Source organism: Antarctobacter sp., from assembly GCF_965277915.1.
Classification (GTDB): Bacteria; Pseudomonadota; Alphaproteobacteria; order Rhodobacterales; family Rhodobacteraceae; genus Antarctobacter.
In genome coordinates this window covers 4,628,173-4,647,939 of record NZ_OZ255849.1, presented here as the reverse complement: position 1 = coordinate 4,647,939, position 19,767 = coordinate 4,628,173, and the positions used below count along the sequence as shown (strand labels likewise).

Below are 19,767 nucleotides of genomic sequence, written 5' to 3'. Positions count from 1 at the left end.
TGCCAATCCCTCACATCTTGCGCGCCACCGGCATCTGGCCGCCACGCCCCGGAGCCGGGCGACCCTGCGGCACGCCGGCCTGAGCACGACGCAGGATCAGTTCCAGCTTTTGAAAGGCGCCCCCCGGCCCATCCGGAGATTTCTCGGCCAGATACCCGTCCAGGTCCGGCCATACCTTCATCGCCTGGTCCAGCAACGGATCCTCACCTTCCCGATACAAGCCCGCGCGCACCATGGTTTCGGACTTCGCGTAGGCGCCCAGCAGGCCACGGACCCGCTGGATCAACGCATTTTCGTGGTCGCTTGCCGCCTCGGGCAAGCTGCGTGAGACAGACCTAAGGAGGTCGATCGCCGGGAACCGGCCACGTTCGGCGATTTGCCGGTCCAGCACCACGTGTCCGTCCAACACCCCGCGCAGGATATCCGCGACCGGTTCGTCCATATCGGACCCGGCGACAAGCACGCTGAACACCGCCGTGATGTCGCCCGTTCCCTGCATCCCGGGTCCGGCCCGTTCCGCCAGACGCATGATCTGATGAGCCACCGAAGGCGGATGACCGCGCAACGCCGGGAGTTCACCGGAGGCAATCGCAACTTCGCGGTGCGCCTCCGCAAAACGGGTGATCGAATCGGCGAGGTAAAGCACATGTTTGCCTTGGTCGCGGAAATGCTCGGCGATGGTCATGGCCGCCAGCGGACAGCGCCGACGCTCCAATGGCGAGCGATCGGAAGTTGCAGCAACCACGACACTGCGCGCCATGCCCTCCGGACCCAACACCGAGGTCACGAAATCCAGGACCTCGCGCCCGCGTTCGCCGACAAGCGCAAGAACGACGACATCCGCCTCCATCCCCTGGGCAAGCTGCGCCAACAGGCTGGATTTGCCCACACCGGAACCGGCAAACAGGCCGACACGCTGGCCCGTCACGATAGGGAGCAACGTATCGAAAACCGAGAGGCCGGTGCGCAACCGCTCACCCAGGCGCCGCCGTGCCGCCGCAGGTGGCGGGCTGGCGCGGAACGGGCGTCGCTGAGCGCCCGGGCCAATGGGTGCGCCATCCAGCGGCCGGCCATAGGCGTCGATCACCCGGCCGATCCAACTGTCACAGGGCGCCAGCGTCGGCGGGCCCAGCACGGCAACTCGGTCACCACGCGACACGCCTTCGGCCGGCTCGTCCGGCAGCATCGCAACGAGATCATCGCGTATGCGCAGGACCTCACCTCCCAGTACGTTTCCCGGATGCATCAGCCGCAACCGATCACCGATACAGGCATCCTCTGCCAGCCCGCGCACCCAGATGATCGTCCCATCCACCGATTGCACGCGGCCGACCGCGCGCACCGGCTGCATCTGCGCGATCCTGGCCCTGAGGCCGCTGATGTCTTCGTCCATCGTACGCTCCGTTCATTCCTCGCAAACCATATCTAAAGGAATCAGCGTTAAGCCTTGATTGAAGCAATCGAGGGAGAAGCCCCGATGTTCCAGAATTTGGACGTCTTCAGAACGGCGATGGCAATGGCGCGGCACGCCGGCACGCAACAGGCCTACAGCGCCCAGAATATCGCGAACGCGGATACACCCGGTTACCGGGCCCGCGCGCTGCCCGAGTTCCAGGACACGCTACGCGATGCGATGATGGGCCAGCGTGCCACGCGGGAAAACCACCTCAATGGCAGTATCGGCCGCGATGTCGATATCCGGGAACGGCGCAACGTACTGGACCCGAACGGAAATTCCGTTTCGCTGGAAGAGGAAATGGTCAACGCCGCCGGTGCGAAACGGCAGCACGACCGCGCCCTGGCCATTTACCGCAGCAACCTCAGCATCCTCCGCGCCAGCCTGGGCCGCGGATAACCGGAGAGAGAGATGAGCGATTTTTCCAATGCCCTGAAGGTCACCACCACCGGCCTGCAGGCGCAGGCCACGCGCCTGCGGATCCTGTCCGAGAACATTGCCAACGTCGACACGCCCGGCTACCGGCGCAAGACCGTGCCATTCGAGGCAGAGCCGACCCGGTCGGATGTCACCGGCGTGAAACCCGGCGACGTGCGGCTGGACCGCAGCGAGCTGGAGGTGATCCACGATCCCTCGCACCCACTGGCCGATGCGACAGGCAATTACCTTGGCTCCAATGTCGACCTGATCATCGAGATCGCCGACGCGCGCGAGGCGCAGCGCTCCTACGAGGCCAACCTCAAGATGTTCGACCAGACACGCCAGATGTCGACCAGCCTGATGGATCTTCTGCGTCGCTAATCCCCTGATTTGAAAACTGAAAGGAATCCAGAATGGACGTCCGTTCGCTTTATGCCGCACAGAAGTACGCGGCCTCCCGTCCCGCCATGCAACCCGAACCGGAGACCGCGAAAGCGCCTCTGGAAAAGGAATTTGCCCGAGTCACGGAGGAATTCACCCAGCAGCTCAAGGCCGCGGAGGATACCGCCAAGGCCGCCATGACCAGCGATGCGGACCCGCATGCCCTGGTCGAGGCGCTGGCGCAGTCGGAACTGGCGGTCGAGACGGTCGTCGCCGTGCGCAACAAGGTGGTCGAGGCCTACCAGGAAATCCTGCGGATGCCGGTCTGACGCCATGCTGACAGAGGGCATCTTCTTCGACACCCTGCGCATGGGCCTTTGGATCGCCACGATCACCTCGGTCCCGATCCTGACGGCGGCCCTGGTCGCCGGGGTCGGCGTGGGCCTTTTCCAGGCGCTCACCTCGATCCAGGAAATGACCCTGACCTTCGTGCCGAAACTCCTGGCCATCGTCGCCGTCTTCTGGATGTCGATGAGCTTCATGACCCGGACGCTCGTGGAATTCTTCCAGGGGCAGATCATTCCCCTCATCACCGGAGGCTGACATGGAAACTGCCGGCTACGCCGCTCTTTCGCGCCAGACAAGCCTGATGCGCGAAATGCAAGTCATCGCAAACAACATCGCAAACGCCAACACCACCGGATACCGTCAGGAAGGCGTGATCTTTTCCGAATACGTGGCCGAAGGCGATGGCGCGGCTGCCGTCGCAATGGGCGCCGGCCGGATCGGCACCACCTCGCTCAAACAGGGCACGCTGGAACAGACAGGCGGCATGTACGACATGGCCATCGAGGGAGATGGATTCTTCCTCGTGGAATCGCCCGAGGGCCCCCGGCTTACCCGCGCCGGGACCTTTTCGCCCAGCGCCGAAGGCACTCTGGCGACGCCGGACGGCTACCCGGTTCTGGACGCGGGCGGGGCGCCGATCTTTGTCCCACCGCAGGCCATCGACCTGTCGATCGCCCGAGACGGCACAATCAGCACCGAGGGCCGCCCGATCGGGCAGGTCGGCGTCGTGCAACCTCTAGACCCCAAGTCGATGATCCGCGAGGGCGGCCAGATGTTCCGCAGCGATGCGGGTCTCGAACCGGTCGAGGCGCCGCGCGTCATGCAGGGGTTCGTCGAGGCCTCGAACGTCGATCCGATCCTGCAGGTGGCCCGCATGGTCGAGGTCCAGCGCGCCTATGAACTGGGCCAGAGCTTTATGGAACGCGAGGATGAACGCATCCGCAGCGTCCTGAAAAACGTCATAAAATAGGAGCCGTCGCATGCGCGCCCTCAAGATCGCCGCCACAGGCATGACCGCCCAGCAGATGCGGGTCGAGGTCATCTCGAACAACCTCTCGAACATGAGCACCACGGGATACAACGCCCGCCGGGCCGAGTTCGCGGACCTTCACTATCAACAGCTTGCCCGCGCGGGTTCTGTCAGCGCCTCGGACGGTACCGTGCTGCCCACCGGCGTCCAACTGGGGTTGGGTGTTCGGCCCGCCGCCGTCTCGATGCAGCTTCAGCAAGGGGCGCTGTCGGCCACCGGCGGCGACCTGGACCTGGCCATCGAGGGCAACGGTTACCTCGAGGTGGTTCTGCCCTCCGGCCAGCTGGGTTATACGCGCGACGGCGGGCTGAAACGCAGCGGCGAGGGGCTGATCGTCACCTCCGAAGGCTATCCGGTCTCGCCCGAGATCGTGATTCCCGCCGATGCGCGCAGCATCTCGATCAATGCCGACGGCGAGGTCTATGCCTATTTCCCGGACCAGCCAGAGGGGCAGCTTCTGGGCCAGTTCACGATGGCCGGATTTTCCAACCCCAAGGGGCTGGAGGCGATCGGCTCCAACCTCTTTGTCGAGACCGAGGCCTCGGGGCCGGCGATCCAGTCGACACCGGGCCAGGACGGCCTTGGCACGGTGAGGCAAGGCTACCTGGAGGACAGTTCCGTCGACGCGGTCAAGGAGATTACCGACCTGATCGAGGCGCAGCGCGGCTACGAGCTCAATTCCAAGGTGATCTCTGCCGCCGACCAGATGATGGGCGCCACGGCGCAGGTGCGCTGATGCGCTGGCTGGTCTTCCTTGCGCTTGTCCCCGGGGCGGCGGCTGCCGACACGGTGGTCGCCACACAGACCATCCGCCCGCAGCAGATCATCACCGCCGACGCGGTGCGGCTGGACCCGGCGGAGGTCCAGGGGGCCTATGCGACGCTCGACGCGGTTGTCGGGCAGGAGGCCCGGACCGCCATCTATCCCGGTCGCGCCGTCATGCGCGGTGCGGTCGGACAACCAGCCCTCGTTGACCGGAACCAGGCGGTCGAACTGGTCTACGTTCAGGGCGGACTGCGGATAAAGGCCGAGGGTCGCGCCCTCGGGCGTGGCGCGGCCGGAGAACGGATTCGCGTCATGAACGTGGACTCGCGGACCGTGCTCTTCGGCACCATTTCGCCCGAGGGCGCCATCTTGGTGAACAAATGAGGACAGATATGCTGCGATACATCGGCCTGATCGGGCTGGCCTTGACCCTTGGCGCCTGCGCGCGGGTGAACCACATCGGCAAGACGCCCGATTTCACTCCGGACACGAGCAGCCCGGAACGGGTGGCGATGATCGCGTCCGGCCTTCCGCAGGATGACGCGACCCGCCGTGGCGCCGACCGTGCCTCGCTCTGGCGCGGGGGCCAGACCTCGTTGCTGGGCGACCGGCGCGCGATGAAGCGCGGCGATATCATGACCGTGGTGATCGAGATCGACGAAAAGGCCGAGATCCAGAACAAGACGTCGCGCTCGCGCTCGGGCTCGGAAAGCCTTGGAATTCCGCACCTCTTCGGAGTGCCGCAACGGATCAACCAGGGCATCACCGACGGAGCCAGCCTGGACGATGCCGTCTCGATCAAGTCCTCCAGCGATGCCAGAGGCGACGGTTCAGTGCGCCGCAGCGAGAGCCTGACCCTGCGTGTGGCGGCCACCGTGATCGACGTCCTGCCGAACGGCGTGCTGGCCATCGAGGGCAGCCAGGAGGTTCGGGTGAACTTTGAACTGCGCGAGTTGCTGGTGACGGGCTACGTCCGCCCCGAGGACATCTCGCGCCAGAACGAGATCACCTATGACAAGATCGCCTCGGCCCGGATTTCCTATGGCGGCCGCGGGCAGATCACCGATGTGCAACAACCCAGGGTCGGCCAGCAGGTGCTGGACGCGATCCTGCCCTTCTGAGGCCGGTTCATGCTCAAGAAACTTCTTCCCCTGATCCTGGCGCTGGTGGGAACCGGCGCCGGCGTGGGTGCCGGGCTGTTCCTGTCGCCCACGGACGAGGATCCCAAGGCCATCGCCGCGGATCCCGATGGCAAAAAGACCCTTGCCGAACCGCCCGCGGCCGAGAGCCACAAGGACGATGACCACGCCGGCAGCGGCAACGAATACGTCAAGATGAACAATCAGTTCGTCATACCGGTGATGAGCGCCGAGCGCGTCGAGGCACTGGTTGTCGCATCGCTGAGCCTCGAGGTGACCAGCGGCGGATCGCAGGCGGTCTACGAAAGAGAGCCCAAACTGCGCGACGTCTTTCTGCAGGTGATGTTCGATCATGCCAATATCGGCGGGTTCGAAGGCACCTTCACCGCCGGGCAACGCATGGATATCCTACGGTCTGCCCTGCTGGACGCCGCGCGTTCGGTGCTGGGGGCGGATGTAAAGGACGTGCTGATCACCGAGATTGCCCGCCAGGACGCTGCCTGACACCAGCCGCAGTTGCCTGATTGGAAAGGACCCGCCCGAAAACCGGGCGGGTCTTGTCGCGTCACCGGTCAACCCAGACCGCGCGCCTTGGCCTCGCGCAACACGCCCAAGGCATCGATAGCCTCGGCCTCGGCCTTGAGCCTGCGCCTCTTTCGGGCCTCCCTTTCGTCGCTGGCCAGCGCCTCTGCCGCCTGCGCTCGGGAAAATGCCGTGCGGGCACGGGCAAGGCTCTCTCCCTCGCGGGCACGGGCAATCGCGCTCTGGCGCAGGGCCTCGGCCCGCTTGCCCACCAACCAACCCTGCCAGAGCGTATCCGCCCCCAGCAACTGGCGCGCCCCCACTGCCCCCTGGTCGGCCTGGGCGGCGCGGCGCATGGCGTCGATCTGCGCAAGTTCCCCGGCCGCCCGCGCGCTTGCCGCCATGTTCCGGCGATGCGCCTCAAGTTCGCGTTCCAGCATCAGATCCGTCGCTGCGATCAGGTCGTCGAATTGGCTCGTCACCAGCCTTTCTCCTTTGCTTTGCGTCGCATGCTGTCTGCGAACCGGATGGCCGCCGCGACCGGCCGATAGTGATCCGGCGCGATTTCCTCGCCGATCTTCGTTGTGGCAAACAGCGCGCGGGCGGTGGGTGGATCCGAATGGATCGGGACATCTGCCTCTTTCGCGGTTTCACGAATGCGCGCCGCCACCTCGTCAGTGCCCTTGGCAACGCAGACCGGCGCGGACCCGGGCAGACGGCTCCAGCTGAGAGCGACGGCATAGTGGGTCGGGTTGACGATCACGACATCCGCCGTCGGCACATCGCCCATCATCTGGCTCAGCGCCATCTCCTGCGCCCGCATCCGGCGGTGCTGCTTGAGATGCGGATCACCCTCGGATTCCTTCATCTCGTCGCGCAGTTCCTTCTGGGTCATGCGGTTCTTGCGGATATGTTCCGCGCGCTGCCAGAACAGGTCGATCCCGCCGATCACGGCGGCGATCAGCACGACGATCAGCAAAAAGTGTTTCATCAGGTCGGTCATGCGCAGCACCGCCTCACCTGGCGTGGCCATCGCCGTGCCGACGATCAGGTCCAACTGGCCGCCAAGGAACACTGCAAGCAGCACGGAATAAACGGTCAGCTTGACGAAACTCTTGAAGAACTCAAACAGCCCCCGGCGCCCGAACTTGTTCTTGGCATTCTCGATCGGGTTGATGCGTGAGATCTTGGGCGCCAGTTTCGACCCTGTGAAAACGATGCCGCGCGTCGCAAAGAGCGCCAGCAATACCAGGACCCCCGGCGCGAAAAGGAATGGCAGCGCCGGACCGAGACTCTCCGAGATCAGTGAACCAGCGATCGAAGGCGCACCATCGCGAAAGAAAAGCGTCTCCAGCCGGTCGGGCTGTTCGATCAGCGGCAAGAGCGCCTCGGCAAAACTGGCCAGGCTGTACCCGCCCGCGGCCGTCATGCAGACCAGCATCCCCAGGTAGGCCATCGCGGTGAGCAGGTCAGGGGCGCGCGCGATTTCGCCTTTCTTGCGCGCCTCGTCGAGCTTGCGCTGCGATGGTTCGTGGCTCTTTTCAGAGGATTCGTCCTGCTCTGCCATCGCTCACCTACCGGAAAGGCGCGGCCAGGAAGGCCTCGAAGGCCTGCAACCAGACCACGAGCAGAAGCGGCGCCGAAACAAGCAACAGCGCGATGGCGCCGAAGGTGATCACCGGGGCGCCGACAAAGGCCACCATGAGCTGTGGCATGGCCTTGTTGATGACGCCCAGCGTCAGGTTGTAAATCACCGACATAAGGACAAAAGGCGCGGCCAGGCTGAAGGCCAGCGCGAAACTTTGCCCGACGCGGTGGCGGCCGGCCTCGGCCACATCGGCAGGGTTGGGGAACTGCATCACCGGCAGCAGGTCGTAAGACAGTACAAGGAAGGCCGCAGCCTTCACGTGAAACCCGGTCGCCATCATCAGCGCCAGGGCCGCGGTGGTCAGGATATGGCCGATGGCCGGCAGCGGATCGAGGCCGGACTGGCCCATGAGCTGCGACAGAGAGGTCGATTGCGCGGCGATGGCGCCCGCGGTCTGGATCGCCAGAATGAACAGGCGCAGCATGATGCCGAGAAAGAGGCCCGACAGGGTTTCGGTGACGAGGGCACGCAGGAAACTGCCCAGTCCGGGTGGCGGAAGGTCCAGCCCGGCGCCGACGGCAGGCACGACGACGGCCGTCAGCATTAGCGCCAGGATCAACCGAACCCGAACCGAAATCACCTGCTCGCCCAGTCCGGGAAGCGTGGCCAGCGCCGCGCCGACCCGCAGGAAAACCACGAGCGCGGTCCAGAGCGTGCCACCCAGGAGGTCCAGCAAGGGCTGGACCGCAATCATGCAGCCACCACGCCGACCAGCGCCGGCCGCGCTTCCAGGCCGATCTCTTCGTAGGACATGACCGGGTTGCTCAGACCCTTGGCCACCATGACGGTACGCAAGAAACGACGACGGCGGGCCGAGGTCACGATGGCGGGCGACACGCCGCGCTGACCGGCCTCGCCGATGGTGTCGGCCAGGCCGCTGGTCAGCGCCTCGAATTTCTCCGGCGGCAGGGCGACATCCAGCGCGCCCTGGCTGTTTTCCACCTGGTAAGAGTTGAACGTCTCTTCCCATTCCGGCGCCAGTTGCACCAACGGGATGGTGCCGTCGTCGCGCCGCATCCCGGCCACCAGCTGAAACCCCAGACGCTGGCGAACGTGTTCGCAGATGACCTCGGGTTGGGTCTGCTGGCCCCGCATCTCGGCGATGGTTTCCAGGATCAGCGGCAGGTTGCGGATCGACACCTGTTCATCCAGCAAGAGCCGCAGAACCTGTAGCAACGTGTCGATCTGCACCTTGTCTGGAATCAGCTCGTCCAGCAGTTTCTTGTTGGCTTCGGCTCGACTCTGATTGCTGAGAGAGACCATCTCGTCCAACAGGCGGCGCAAGGCCTTGAGCGTCAAAAGGCGGCCAAAGTTGCGCCTGATGACCTCCAGAAGATGCGTTGCAAGCACTTCTGTCGGGGCAACGATCGTGGCCCCGGTGATGGCCGCTTTTTCCTGGTCCTCGGGACGGATCCAGCGCGCCGGCGCGCCGTAGACAGGTTCGGTCACATCCTTGCCGTTCGGCAACGCGCCGCTGTTCTCGGGCACAAGCGCCAGCACGAAATCCGGGTTCAGTTCGCCGCGAGTCATCTCGACGCCGTGGATGCGGACGACATAGGTGCCCGTGGGCAGGGACGCCGCGTCGGTCAGCCGGATCTCGGGCAGGATCAATCCGAAATGCGAGGCGATGTGCCGGCGCATGTTGGCAATGCGGACGTCGAGGCCGGTGCCCGGGTCGAGCACCATGTTCACCAGGTCCGGAGCGAATTCGACGTGAATATCGTCCAGGTCCAGGACATCCCCCATGTGCTGGACCGGAAGGGCCGCCTCTTCCTCTGCCTCGTCGTCGACATTCTCTGGTTCTGGCGGGCGCTTGGCGAGCCACCATGCGGTCGCCCCCAGGACGGCGGCGCCAAGGATGAACGGCACGAACGGCAGGCCGGGGACCAGCGCGAACAAGACCATGAGAACCGCCACCGCCAATAGGGCCGACGGGTGGCGACCCAGCTGGGCCGCCAGCGCCACATCGGTCGCCCCGGTCGCCCCGCCGCGGGCCAGCAGCAGGCCCGCTGCAATCGAGATGATCACGGCGGGGATCTGCGAAACCAGCCCGTCGCCGACCGTCAGGATGGCATAGGTTTCCAGAGCGTTCGACAGCTGCATGTCATGCACGACCACCCCCATGATGATCCCCATGACGAGGTTCAGAAGCGTGATCAGAAGGCCGGCCACCGCATCGCCCTTGACGAATTTCGATGCACCGTCGAGCGACCCGAAAAAGGTGGTTTCCTGCTGTTCGACTTCGCGGCGGCGCTTGGCCTCTGCATGGTCGATCGCACCTGCGGACATGTCGGCGTCGATGGCCAGCTGCTTGCCCGGCATTCCATCCAGTGCAAACCTTGCCGAAACCTCTGCCATCCGGGCCGACCCCTTGGTGATGACCGCGAAGTTGACGATCATCAGGACGCCGAAGACGACAAGCCCGAGAAAGACACTGCCGCCCATGACGAAGCTGGCGAATCCTTCGATCACCTCCCCCGCCGCGTGGGTTCCGGTGTGACCCTGACCAATGATCAGCTTGGTCGAACTGACATTGAGAGAGAGCCGCAGCATCAGGGAGGTCAGCAGAATCGTCGGAAAGGCCGAGAAATCCAGTGGGCGCTCGATGAACAGCGTGACGGTGAAGATCAGGATCGCCAGGCCGAAGGAAGCCGCCAGGCCCACGTCCAGTACCCAAGACGGCATTGGCAGGATCATCATGACGATGACCGCCATGAGCGCGACCGCCATCAGGATGGTGGGTTTGAAAAGGGTCGAGACCGACATGATCAGTGACCCCGCTTTTCCGAAAAGGCGCATATGCGCGGCACCGGCCTAGGGCCGGCATCGCGTTCAGCGTCCTGGTCGGTTCGGAATTCTGCCTGCTTGCAAGAACGCGCCATCTTCCGGCCTCTCCAATCCTTCTGCCCTGCAATCTGGCTAAGGCAGAAGAATTGAGAAACCGTAACGAATTTTAGGGATTGGGAATAGCGGTTGCATCAAGAAGCGCGCGAAGGGTCTCGCGCGAATGGGTGCTGGCATCAAAGACAGCGTCCACACCGGCCAGGCTGATCCGGGCCGGATCGAAGGCAGGTGGCTCCTGCTGCATCAAATCGGCTGCGGGTGCCAAGACGGTGTCGCTTTCTGCAACGTCCTGCCAATCGCCAGAGAGCCAGGCAGAGGTCACTGCCTCGCGGGTCTTGCCCGCATCTGCAAAGATCGATTTTGCAAAGATATGGTCGCCCATCTGGCTGCGGGCCTCGGCCCTTAGGCGCGCGACATCGTCGCCGCGCTGGCCGATCAGGATGATTTCGGCCTCTTCGGGCCGGCCCAGTGCCAACAATCCGCGCGCACGCGCGAGACGCGCCTCCGGCGCGCTGGTCGGGTCGGACAGGGTATCAAGTTGCTGCAAGGCAGTCTCTGCCAGGCCCAGATCGAGAAATCTCCCGGCAATCGCGATCCCGAGGGCGTCCTGACGCGGTGCGTCTCCGTCGGCAAGGGCACGCGTCGCGAATTTCAGGAAAGTGACGTCCTCTGCCTTGTCGACAAGAAAGCGCATGGCTGTCTGCTGCATTTTCTCGGCAATTTCCTCAGACATCCCATGCGCCGAGGCCAACTCGCCGAAAGCGGTCTCAAAATGTCCGTTGATCAGCAAAGAGCGCACATGCGCCTGCCAGAGTTTCGGGCCATCCTCGCTGTTGCGCAGTTCCGTTGCAAAGGCATCCGAAAGTTCGACAATCCGTGTCGGCACCGGCGCATCCGTCACATCGGCCAGGTCGATCGCCGCAGCCACGGCCTTTGCCGCCTCGGGTCCCCCGGCAATGGACAGATCCCGCAGTCTTTTGCCCGCTTCCGCAGGATCTCCTTCGCGAAGCGCAAGTTGCGCTTTTCCCAGCGCGATGCTGTCCGTCTCATGCCCTTCCATGCGTTGCATTCGACGCAGGACATCGCCTGCCGTCTCGGAATACCCCGCCGCGGCCAGATTCTCGACAAGGATTGGTCCCAAATGGGTTCTGAGATGTTTCGGTAATGCCTCGAAACCGCGGAGGATCGCTGCATCGGCGATTTGAGGAGAACTGCCTGAAGGGGCACCGCCAAGAACGGACCAGAGTGCGGCTGGTCCTTCACAATGTGCCTGTTGTGAAAACTGGGCCAGGGGATCGCCTTCACCGTCCACCAGATATGACAATGCCGCCACGACCGGGGCGTCCATTTCTGGCTGTAGCGACAGGACGCTGCGCGCCTCGGCGCCAAAGCCATAGAAAACCAAGGCCTTGGCATAATTCAACAGGGCCTCTTCTCCGATGCGATCGAACTCGCCAAAGACGGCGCTGCGCCGCTTTGCCAGCGCCAGGTTGGGATCGTCGTCGGGATCTGCCCAGGCTGCGATTGCCAGCCTGCCATCCGGCACGCACACTTCCCCGCCGATAGAGATGCGCCCATTCTGCAAATCCTTGTGATCCAGTCCGGACATGCCAGCGGCCAGCCGGCGCGCCGGTTCGCCGATATCAACAGGAGAAGAAACGCTCGGGGACTTCTTGGCTGCCGGCCCGACAGGTTCCGGAGCGGGCGTCGGGAGCGGTGTCAACGCCGGGTCCAGCAGACCCTGGGTTGCCGCGATCGCCAAGTCGGCCGCAATCTGGTCGCCCAAACCCCGCGCGGCAGAGGGATCGTGATCGCCACGATCAAGCGCAGAAGTTGCAGGATTCACGTCCACGCGCCGTGCAAGATGGGGAAGACCGGGGTCGCGGACGAGTTCCGGTCCGATCCGGGGAACGTCGGCGATGCGCACACGGGACAGATCCAGCACAACCGAAGACGGTTTTTTTCCTCTAGGCTCGGCCGGTTTCGGACCGGTTCGACTCGCCTGCGCCAGCGGCACCTCGGAGGCGGAGATATCGACAACCAGCATGGTATCCTGCAGGACGAATGCCTCGCCAGCGCACTGACAGGCCAGCGCGATGTCCAACTGGCGACCGCCCTCTGCCACCACGAGATCACGGATGCGTCCGTTTCCAATACGATCGAAGACCGACGAAGTGTCGAAGTCATAAGGTCCCCCGTCCAATTCCAACGCCAGACGGTTGCGCTCTGCGTCCGGTGACAGAGCCCATTTCGTGCCCCCAGGGACCGTCAACACCAGGCGCGTGAACTCTCCATGTTCACCGCTGCGCACGGTCACGGTCTGGGCCGAGAGGGCGAGGGGCCAGAACGCAAGAAGGAGAAGGAAGGCGATACGGATCATGCCGCCTCCTGCTTTACGGACTTCAGCGCATCCTCGAGGTCCTCGAAGCTTGGCCGGTAGTGATCCGGGGTGTTCTGGCGGCCAACCTCGATGCAGATGTTCGTTGCGTGGTTGTGCAGGTTCGCGACAAGCACCTCGCGGATCAGGTGGTAGAAGTGCAAGTCCTCTTCGGCCACGCTCTTGACCTTGGCCGCGAAGGGCCCGACCAGACCGTAGGCCAGGAACACGCCGAGAAAGGTGCCGACCAACGCGCCGCCGATCAGCTTGCCCAGCACCTCGGGCGGCTGATCGATCGATGCCATCGTCTTGATCACGCCCAGGACCGCCGCGACGATTCCCAGCGCGGGCAGTGCGTCCGCCATGCTTTGCAGGGCGTGGCTGGGCATCAAGGCATGGTGCTGCATCGCGTCCAGACGCTTGTCCAGCACCTCTTCGACCTGGTGAGGATCGTCGTAGTTCATCGAGACCGACCGCATCGTGTCGCAGATCAGCTCGATCGCGTGGGTATCAGCCAGGATCTTGGGATACTTGGCAAAAATCGTCGATTCCGAGGGCGATTCCACATGTTCCTCGATGGCGACCGGATTCTGGCGCGCCAGCCGGATCAGTTCGAACAACAGACAGAGGAGGTCGCGGTAGTCTTCGGGTTTCCACTTGGCACCTTTGAACACCTTGGCGACGTCCTTGATCGTGTGCTTGACTGTCGACCCATCATTGCTGATGAGGAAGGCGCCCGTCGCCGCACCCCCGATCATCATGAATTCGAAGGGCAACGCCTTGAGGATGATCGCCAGCTTGCCCCCAGCCGCGAGATAGCCGCCGAAGACCATCGCAAAGATCACCACGATACCAATGATTCCGAGCATTTGCGCTCTCCCGCTCTTGTGCCGCCAGCCTGCCAGCGAGCTGTTAACAAAGCCTCAGCAGGCTCTTCACATCACGACGAAATCCGCATGCAGGGCCCCGGCGGCCTTAATGCTTTTCAGGATGTCGATCATGTCACGCGGGCTGACACCCAGGGCATTGAGACCGGCGATGACTTCGGACAGGTTGGTTCCTGTCGGCACTTCTGCGAGGCCGATGCCGGGATCTTCCTCGATCAGGGCACCGGTACGCGGCACCACCACGGTGTCACCGTCACTGAAGGGATTGGGCTGGATCGCCAGCGGCGCTTCCTCGATCCGGAGAGTCAGGTTGCCCTGCGAGACGGCAACGCGGGAAATCCGCACATCCGCACCCATGACGATGGTCCCCGAACGCTGATCGACAACGACACGCGCACGACGCTGTGGCTCGACCGCGAGATTCTCGATGGCGACAACAGCCCGCGCCGGAGACCGGGCGCCGCTGCGCTGCAGATCGACCTGGACCGTCCCGGCGTCCAGCATGGTGGCCGCCCGGCGACCGACGGCCCGGTTGATCACGTCCTCGATCCGCGCTGCCGTGGTGAAATCCGGCTCACGCAGGGCAAGGCGAAGTGTGGACAATTGCGTGAAATCAAAGGGCACTTCGCGTTCGACACGTGCGCCCGAGGGGATGACCCCCGCCGTGGGCACACCCTGCACGACGCGCGCCGCCTCACCTTCGGCCTCGACGCCGCCGGCGATGATGGTGCCCTGGGCCACGGCATAGATCTGTCCGTCCGCGGCGTTCAGCGGGGTCATGATCAGCGTTCCGCCCAACAGGCTCTTGGCATCGCCAATGGCCGAAACCGTGATGTCGATCTGGCTGCCGATCCGCGCAAATGGCGGCAGCTTGCCCGTGACAAGGACCGCGGCAACATTGCGTGGACGGAACTGTTCGCCGGTCACGTTCACGCCCAGCCGTTCCAGGATGTTGGACATGATCTCTTCGGTGAAGGGCGAATTGCGCAGACCGTCGCCGGTGCCATTCAGGCCCACGACCAGGCCATATCCGACCAGGTCGTTCGAACGCACGCCGTCGACCTCGACAAGGTCCTTTATCCGGACCGATTGCGAGACCGCCGGGAAGGCGCAGGAAACCGCAAGCACGAGGGCGGCAAGGAAACGTGTCAGCATCAGAGGAACTCCGCAAGCGACAGTCGCTGTGACCGCGCGGTAATTGTGTATAGGCTTTCCAGTTGGGTCCGGATGTTCTCGTAGCGCGACGCTGTGTGGTACTGGTCGGTCCCGACCAGGTCGAGGCGCGCGATATTGGTGGCCGTATGCTCGGCCGAGTTGCGCGCAGTGGTCTCTTCGACGCGCGCCTCCAGCGCGCCGAGCCCGGCACGCAATTCGACGACATCCTGTTGCGCGGCGAGCAAGTCTTCACCGGCGGTTGTGAGCATCTCGATCTGCACGTCTTGCGACAGGCCCAGCGTTGCATCGGTGGCCAGGGCCGCCATGATCATCGGTTTCAGAACTTCGCGGAACACGGGGTCGGTGGCGCGGATATCGAGGTTCGCGCTCTCGGTCTCGCTCAGCTTCAGCGGAGCGAGACCGGTGTTCGACCCCTCGTAGACGGTGGTTTCATAAATGCCGCCTGCGCCAAAGAACGTGTCCAGGGCCGCCTCTATCCCGGCCATGTCGGTCTGGCCGGCCAGCGCTGTGCGGGCCGCGTTCAGAACATCCTCGACGCCCTGAACGGCGGCGCGGTCGGTCGCCGTACCGGAAAACAGGTAGCGTCCGGCAACCGAACGGTTCAACCCGTTCAAAACCTGTCCCAAAGCGTTTTCCGCATCGTCCGACATCGTGTTCAACAAGGCCGAGTTCGGCGTCAGCTCGGCGGCGATCAGCGATTGCGACAGGGTTTCGCTGCGATCCTGGATCTCGTTCAGGGCTGTCTGCATCGTTCCGGACAGGAAAGTCGCCTCGGTCGTGTTGACCCGGTAGGTGTCCAGACGTGCCAGCGAGCGGTCGATGGATTGCAGGCCGGTCAGGTCACCGTGGAGATGCTGCCCCGCGTCCTTGACGAACCCGGTGGCGACCTCGACCGCCAGCTGGTCCATTTCCTGGCGCAGACGTACCTGGTTGGCACGCAGCACCAGCGCGCGTGCCATATCCCCGATAACTTCCATGTCGGGCCCTCCTTAAATGGACATCAACCGCTCAAGCAGGCTGTCGACCGTCGACATGACCTTGGCGTTGGCGGCGTAGTGTTGTTCGATCTGCATCAACCGTTGCAGTTCCTGATCGGTGTCGACGCCCTTGGACAGTTCCAGCTCGGACACGGCCGTGTTCTGGATCGACACAAAGGTCTGGGCGTTTTCGGCGCGCACGCGCTCCCCCACGGTGGAGGAGGCGAATTCCGAGATATGGTCCGCAAAGGTGCGCGCGATGGCGGTCAGACCGCCGGAGGTCGGAACAGTCGAGGCGCCCAGCGCATCCGAGATCCCCTGCAGCAGGCGGGCATCACCCACGTCGCCTTGCGTGGCCGCACCTAGACCGTCCCGCAAGCGCCATGCCCCACCGCTGTCGGGCGCGACGAGACCGTTGATCTCGATCCGCCCCGCAAGGCCGGTTTCATCCGCAGCTGCGAAAGCACCGCCGCCATCGGTGAAAAGCCCCGGATCGGTTGCGGCCAATGTGGCATCCGGCCCGCCGGGACCAAGCCGTTCGATCAGGTCGCGGGAGATCCCGTCCAGTTGTGCCTGGCGTGCGACCGCGTCGACGTCGCGGATCTCGAACAGGGCGGCAAGACTGCCACCGGCGAACATGCTCATGCCCTGGGTGTCGACGGAAACCCCGTTCAGCGTCAGGCCTGACAGGTCGCCGTTGGCGAAGGTCATGCCCGGTCCGATGGCAGCGTTCGGTTCGAACCCAACCTCGAACGGGCGTCCATCCAGCAGGACGGCACCTCCCCGGGTAAAGACCGCGATGTCGCCTTTTTCTCTTTCGACAACACGCAAGGGCACGATTTCGGCAATGCTGTCCAGCACCCTTTGCCGTTCGTCGTAGAAGCTTGTCGGGTCGGTCCCGGTCGAACCGGCCCGGACTATGTTGTCATTCAGTGAATCCAGCCGGGATAGGGCGGAATTCAGGGTATCGACCTGGGCTGCAATACGGTTGTCCGCTGTCTGCCGCGCGGACTGGACTTCATTGCTGAGGCCGTTGAGCGCCCGGGCCAGCGAATCCGCCGTGTTCGCAACCAGCTCCAGCCGTTGGGTCGAGGCCGGGTTTGACGAGGCAGTCAGCAGCGCGTTCTCGAAGGCGTTCACGCGGTCGGTCAGCGATCCCGGCGTACCGGACTCACCCACCAGGTCCTCGATCCGGCTGGCGAATTCGAAACCGACCGTCGCATGGGCCAGGGTTGCGTCCGAAACCATCCTGTCCCCGGTCAGCACCGGATCGGAATGGCGCACCGTTCCGGTGATGCGCACGCCGCCGGTGGTCCCGACGGCGCCGGGCGCAAGCCCCAATGTCCGCCGCCCGTAACCCTCGGTGGTGGCGTTTGAGATATTCGTCGACACCAGGCCCGCAGCCCGTGAATTGGCCTTGAGCCCGCTGAAGGCATTGTACAGCGCACCGGAAAGAGACATCTAGCGACCCCCTGAGAAAGCTGACGGAAAATCCGTCAGCGCTTGATATTGGTGGTTTCCTGCAGCATCTCGTCGACGGTCTGGATGACCTTGGCATTCGACGAATAGGCCCGCTGGGTCTGGATCATCGCCGTCAGTTCGTTGGCCACATCGGTCGAGCTTTCCTCGCGCGCGAAGGGCACGACGTCACCGACCGGCCCGTCGCCCGCGTCCCAGAGGAAGAAACTGCCGCTTTCCGGCGAGGGCATGTAGATCTGCTTGTCCATCGAGATCAGTCCGTTGGGGTTCGGCACATCGACCAGCGGCACCTGGTAGATCACCCGCGAGGCGCCGGTATCGAACAACGCGTGGACAAAGCCGTTCTCGTCGATCTCGACCGTGGTCATGGAACCCGCTGCCGAACCATCCTTTGAGATGTTGAGCGCCTTGAAGCTATCGCCGACCTGGGTCAGCCCGCCGCTGGTTCCGGGCGCACCGATGGTGATTTCGACCGGGCCACCGTTGGTGGTCACAATGATCGTGCCGTCGGTGGCGTTGTAGGTCCCGCCTGTTGTGGTCGTGACCGTGGACAACGTACCGCCGTCCGCAGCGCCCGTGTTGAAGGTCACGGTGTATTCGCCAACCGGGTTGCCGCCCGCGGCGGTGGCTGAGTCGACGATGGTCATCGTCCATTCGTTCGAAGAGCCACTAGCGGGAATCGTCGGCGTGAATGTCACCGTCAGGGTTTCGGACCGGCCCAGGTTGTCGATGTATTCGATCGGCAGAACTTCGGGCGCGCCAGTGGCATCGAAATCGGTCGCCGAGGCCGCAAGGTTGGCGCCAAGCGTGACTGTCGTCGTTGGTTCCGACGTGACCTGATTGCGATTGATCCGGACCGGCTCAAGGCTTTCGGCGGTATCCCGTGCATAGGTGGCGAGAGACCCATCGGAGTTGGCCGGCCATCCCATCAGCATCAGACCCGACTCGGTACGCAGGTAGCCGTCTGCATCGACCCGGAACGACCCCGTGGTCGTCAGGAACATCTGCGGATCGCCGGTTGCCGCGAATTCCGTCGCTTCGGCCACTGGGATGAAACCATTGCCGCGCACCGCGATGTCGGTTGCGTTGCTGGTGCCAACCAGCGCCCCGCTCTGGTCGATAATCCGCGTTGTGGTCGTGCGCACGCCGCCGGCTGTATAGCCCGAACCGTTGGACGCGATCACCATCGAGGAGAAATCCGTCTCGACCCGCTTGTACCCCTTGGTCGCAGAGTTCGCGATGTTGTCGGAAATGGTTCCCAGCCGCGTCGCATTGGCGGCGAGACCCGCAACACCTGCATTGAGGGAAGAGGAGATTGTCATGGACTAGCCTTTCTGCTGTCGCTCCGAATTCACGACAACAGATAAAGGCGTGGGTTTAACGCGGGCCTAACAGGTAAAATCCCACGAAAACTGAGTCATTTTCTTCGCAGGAAGACGACTTCGATCCGGCTGTTGCGCGGGTCCAGCAGGTTGGATGTGCTGGGTTCCCGATCCGCATAGGCCGTCAGGCGCCGCACACGCTCTTCCTCCAGACCACGGGCAATGACCAGTTCTCGAAAGACCTCAGCCCGGTCGCGCGATATTTTCCAGGCCGGGTTCTCGGCCAGAACAACCGGGTAGCTGGTTGTATGGGTCTCGATCGCGACGGGATTGGTCACGACGTCGGATGCGCGCGCCAATACCAGAGCAAGGTCCTTCAGCAATTGTGTCGGCCGGGCCTGATCGTCGAAAAGCCGGGCCTGCGCGGTTTCGAAGAACTCGATCACCAGGCCTTCGTCCGTGACCTGGGTGACGATGTGCTTCAGAAGCTCGTCGGCGACCATGCTTTCGCCGCCGCGGCCCATCAGCAGGTCTTCGACTTTCTTGAACTCCGCTGTTTCCGGCCCTTCGGAGGCTTTACCGTCCAGTCCCGGATCACGGCTGTGTTCGGCCTGTGGCCGAAGGCTGGTCGCGCCGGTGCCGACCCTGGGCAGCGTGTTTTCGGCAAAGACGGAGTCCCCGCCCAATGCACCGTTGCCACCGCCCGATACACGGGCCATGGCGATCGTCGGACTGAAGTAATCCGCGATCCCCTTGCGTTGTTTTTCCGTTGTCGCGTTCAGCAGCCACATCAACATGAAAAAGGCCATCATCGCGGTCACGAAGTCGGCATAGGCCACCTTCCAGGCACCCCCATGATGCCCTTCGCCCGCAATCACCTTTTTGCGTTTGATGATGACTGGCGCGACATTGCTGTCGCCACTCATCATTCCCACCTTTCTCTCACCTGGGTACAGGTTTAGGGGCGCGCGGCTTACCACTCGATTAACGTTTCAA

General features: G+C 63.7%; 21 protein-coding genes. 9 read left to right on the top strand and 12 right to left on the bottom strand.

Annotation, left to right across the window (positions count from 1 at the left end; translation table 11 throughout):
- Positions 1-10: 10 nt before the first annotated feature.
- Positions 11-1,393, bottom strand: a complete 1,383-nt coding sequence (locus ACQY5B_RS23600; protein ID WP_420327063.1) for a FliI/YscN family ATPase — start codon at positions 1,391-1,393, stop codon at positions 11-13.
- An 84-nt stretch (positions 1,394-1,477) separates the two neighbouring features.
- On the opposite strand from ACQY5B_RS23600, the gene ACQY5B_RS23595 reads away from it, so the two are divergent.
- The 9 genes from ACQY5B_RS23595 to ACQY5B_RS23555 are packed head-to-tail and all read left to right on the top strand — an operon-like array spanning position 1,478 to position 6,043.
- Positions 1,478-1,855 carry a FlgB family protein gene (locus tag ACQY5B_RS23595; protein WP_305970069.1) on the top strand — a complete coding sequence of 126 codons (378 nt, stop codon included), beginning with the start codon at positions 1,478-1,480 and terminating at the stop codon, positions 1,853-1,855.
- A gap of 12 nt (positions 1,856-1,867) precedes the next feature.
- Complete coding sequence (gene flgC / locus ACQY5B_RS23590; RefSeq protein WP_420327065.1) at positions 1,868-2,257, top strand: flagellar basal body rod protein FlgC; 390 nt, start codon at positions 1,868-1,870, stop codon at positions 2,255-2,257.
- Between the two features lie 32 nt (positions 2,258-2,289).
- Entirely contained in the window at positions 2,290-2,586 is a 297-nt protein-coding gene (fliE, locus tag ACQY5B_RS23585) for a flagellar hook-basal body complex protein FliE (protein WP_420327066.1), read from the top strand.
- 4 nt (positions 2,587-2,590) lie between these two features.
- Positions 2,591-2,860, top strand: coding sequence for a flagellar biosynthetic protein FliQ (locus tag ACQY5B_RS23580; protein ID WP_420327067.1), 270 nt, complete (start codon positions 2,591-2,593; stop codon positions 2,858-2,860).
- Position 2,861: 1 nt separating this feature from the next.
- The gene (locus ACQY5B_RS23575) at positions 2,862-3,575 is read left to right on the top strand and encodes a flagellar hook-basal body complex protein (RefSeq protein ID WP_420327068.1); all 714 of its coding nucleotides are present in this window, start codon (positions 2,862-2,864) and stop codon (positions 3,573-3,575) included.
- A 10-nt stretch (positions 3,576-3,585) separates the two neighbouring features.
- The gene (gene flgG, locus ACQY5B_RS23570) at positions 3,586-4,371 is read left to right on the top strand and encodes a flagellar basal-body rod protein FlgG (protein WP_420327069.1); all 786 of its coding nucleotides are present in this window, start codon (positions 3,586-3,588) and stop codon (positions 4,369-4,371) included.
- On the top strand, positions 4,371-4,784 hold the full coding sequence (flgA, locus tag ACQY5B_RS23565) for a flagellar basal body P-ring formation chaperone FlgA (protein WP_420327070.1): 414 nt from the start codon (positions 4,371-4,373) through the stop codon (positions 4,782-4,784). Before flgG ends, flgA begins: the two co-directional genes overlap by 1 nt.
- An 8-nt stretch (positions 4,785-4,792) precedes the next feature.
- Positions 4,793-5,521: a flagellar basal body L-ring protein FlgH gene (gene flgH, locus ACQY5B_RS23560; protein WP_420327072.1), complete on the top strand. Its 729-nt coding sequence runs from the start codon at positions 4,793-4,795 to the stop codon at positions 5,519-5,521.
- A gap of 9 nt (positions 5,522-5,530) precedes the next feature.
- Positions 5,531-6,043 carry a flagellar basal body-associated FliL family protein gene (locus ACQY5B_RS23555; protein ID WP_420327073.1) on the top strand — a complete coding sequence of 171 codons (513 nt, stop codon included), beginning with the start codon at positions 5,531-5,533 and terminating at the stop codon, positions 6,041-6,043.
- Positions 6,044-6,111: 68 nt separating this feature from the next.
- Here the strand turns inward: ACQY5B_RS23555 and ACQY5B_RS23550 are convergent, their stop codons facing one another.
- From ACQY5B_RS23550 to ACQY5B_RS23500, 11 genes are all read right to left on the bottom strand, one after another.
- Entirely contained in the window at positions 6,112-6,543 is a 432-nt protein-coding gene (locus tag ACQY5B_RS23550; RefSeq protein ID WP_305970061.1) for a hypothetical protein, read from the bottom strand.
- Entirely contained in the window at positions 6,540-7,628 is a 1,089-nt protein-coding gene (locus ACQY5B_RS23545; protein ID WP_420327074.1) for an EscU/YscU/HrcU family type III secretion system export apparatus switch protein, read from the bottom strand. Before ACQY5B_RS23545 ends, ACQY5B_RS23550 begins: the two co-directional genes overlap by 4 nt.
- A 7-nt stretch (positions 7,629-7,635) precedes the next feature.
- Positions 7,636-8,403, bottom strand: coding sequence for a flagellar biosynthetic protein FliR (locus ACQY5B_RS23540; protein ID WP_305970059.1), 768 nt, complete (start codon positions 8,401-8,403; stop codon positions 7,636-7,638).
- Positions 8,400-10,475: a flagellar biosynthesis protein FlhA gene (flhA, locus tag ACQY5B_RS23535; protein ID WP_420327076.1), complete on the bottom strand. Its 2,076-nt coding sequence runs from the start codon at positions 10,473-10,475 to the stop codon at positions 8,400-8,402. Before flhA ends, ACQY5B_RS23540 begins: the two co-directional genes overlap by 4 nt.
- A 187-nt stretch (positions 10,476-10,662) precedes the next feature.
- Entirely contained in the window at positions 10,663-12,933 is a 2,271-nt protein-coding gene (locus ACQY5B_RS23530; protein ID WP_420327077.1) for a hypothetical protein, read from the bottom strand.
- On the bottom strand, positions 12,930-13,799 hold the full coding sequence (gene motA, locus ACQY5B_RS23525) for a flagellar motor stator protein MotA (RefSeq protein ID WP_420327078.1): 870 nt from the start codon (positions 13,797-13,799) through the stop codon (positions 12,930-12,932). Before motA ends, ACQY5B_RS23530 begins: the two co-directional genes overlap by 4 nt.
- Positions 13,800-13,865: 66 nt before the next feature.
- The gene (locus ACQY5B_RS23520; protein ID WP_420327079.1) at positions 13,866-14,972 is read right to left on the bottom strand and encodes a flagellar basal body P-ring protein FlgI; all 1,107 of its coding nucleotides are present in this window, start codon (positions 14,970-14,972) and stop codon (positions 13,866-13,868) included.
- Entirely contained in the window at positions 14,972-15,970 is a 999-nt protein-coding gene (locus tag ACQY5B_RS23515) for a flagellin (RefSeq protein ID WP_420327081.1), read from the bottom strand. Before ACQY5B_RS23515 ends, ACQY5B_RS23520 begins: the two co-directional genes overlap by 1 nt.
- Positions 15,971-15,982: 12 nt before the next feature.
- Entirely contained in the window at positions 15,983-17,431 is a 1,449-nt protein-coding gene (gene flgK, locus ACQY5B_RS23510) for a flagellar hook-associated protein FlgK (RefSeq protein WP_420327082.1), read from the bottom strand.
- A 35-nt stretch (positions 17,432-17,466) separates the two neighbouring features.
- Entirely contained in the window at positions 17,467-18,771 is a 1,305-nt protein-coding gene (locus ACQY5B_RS23505) for a flagellar hook protein FlgE (protein ID WP_305970052.1), read from the bottom strand.
- A 95-nt stretch (positions 18,772-18,866) separates the two neighbouring features.
- Positions 18,867-19,697 (bottom strand): flagellar motor protein MotB, encoded by an 831-nt coding sequence (locus ACQY5B_RS23500; protein WP_420327083.1) that lies wholly within the window; start codon positions 19,695-19,697, stop codon positions 18,867-18,869.
- Between the last annotated feature and the right edge of the window lie 70 nt (positions 19,698-19,767).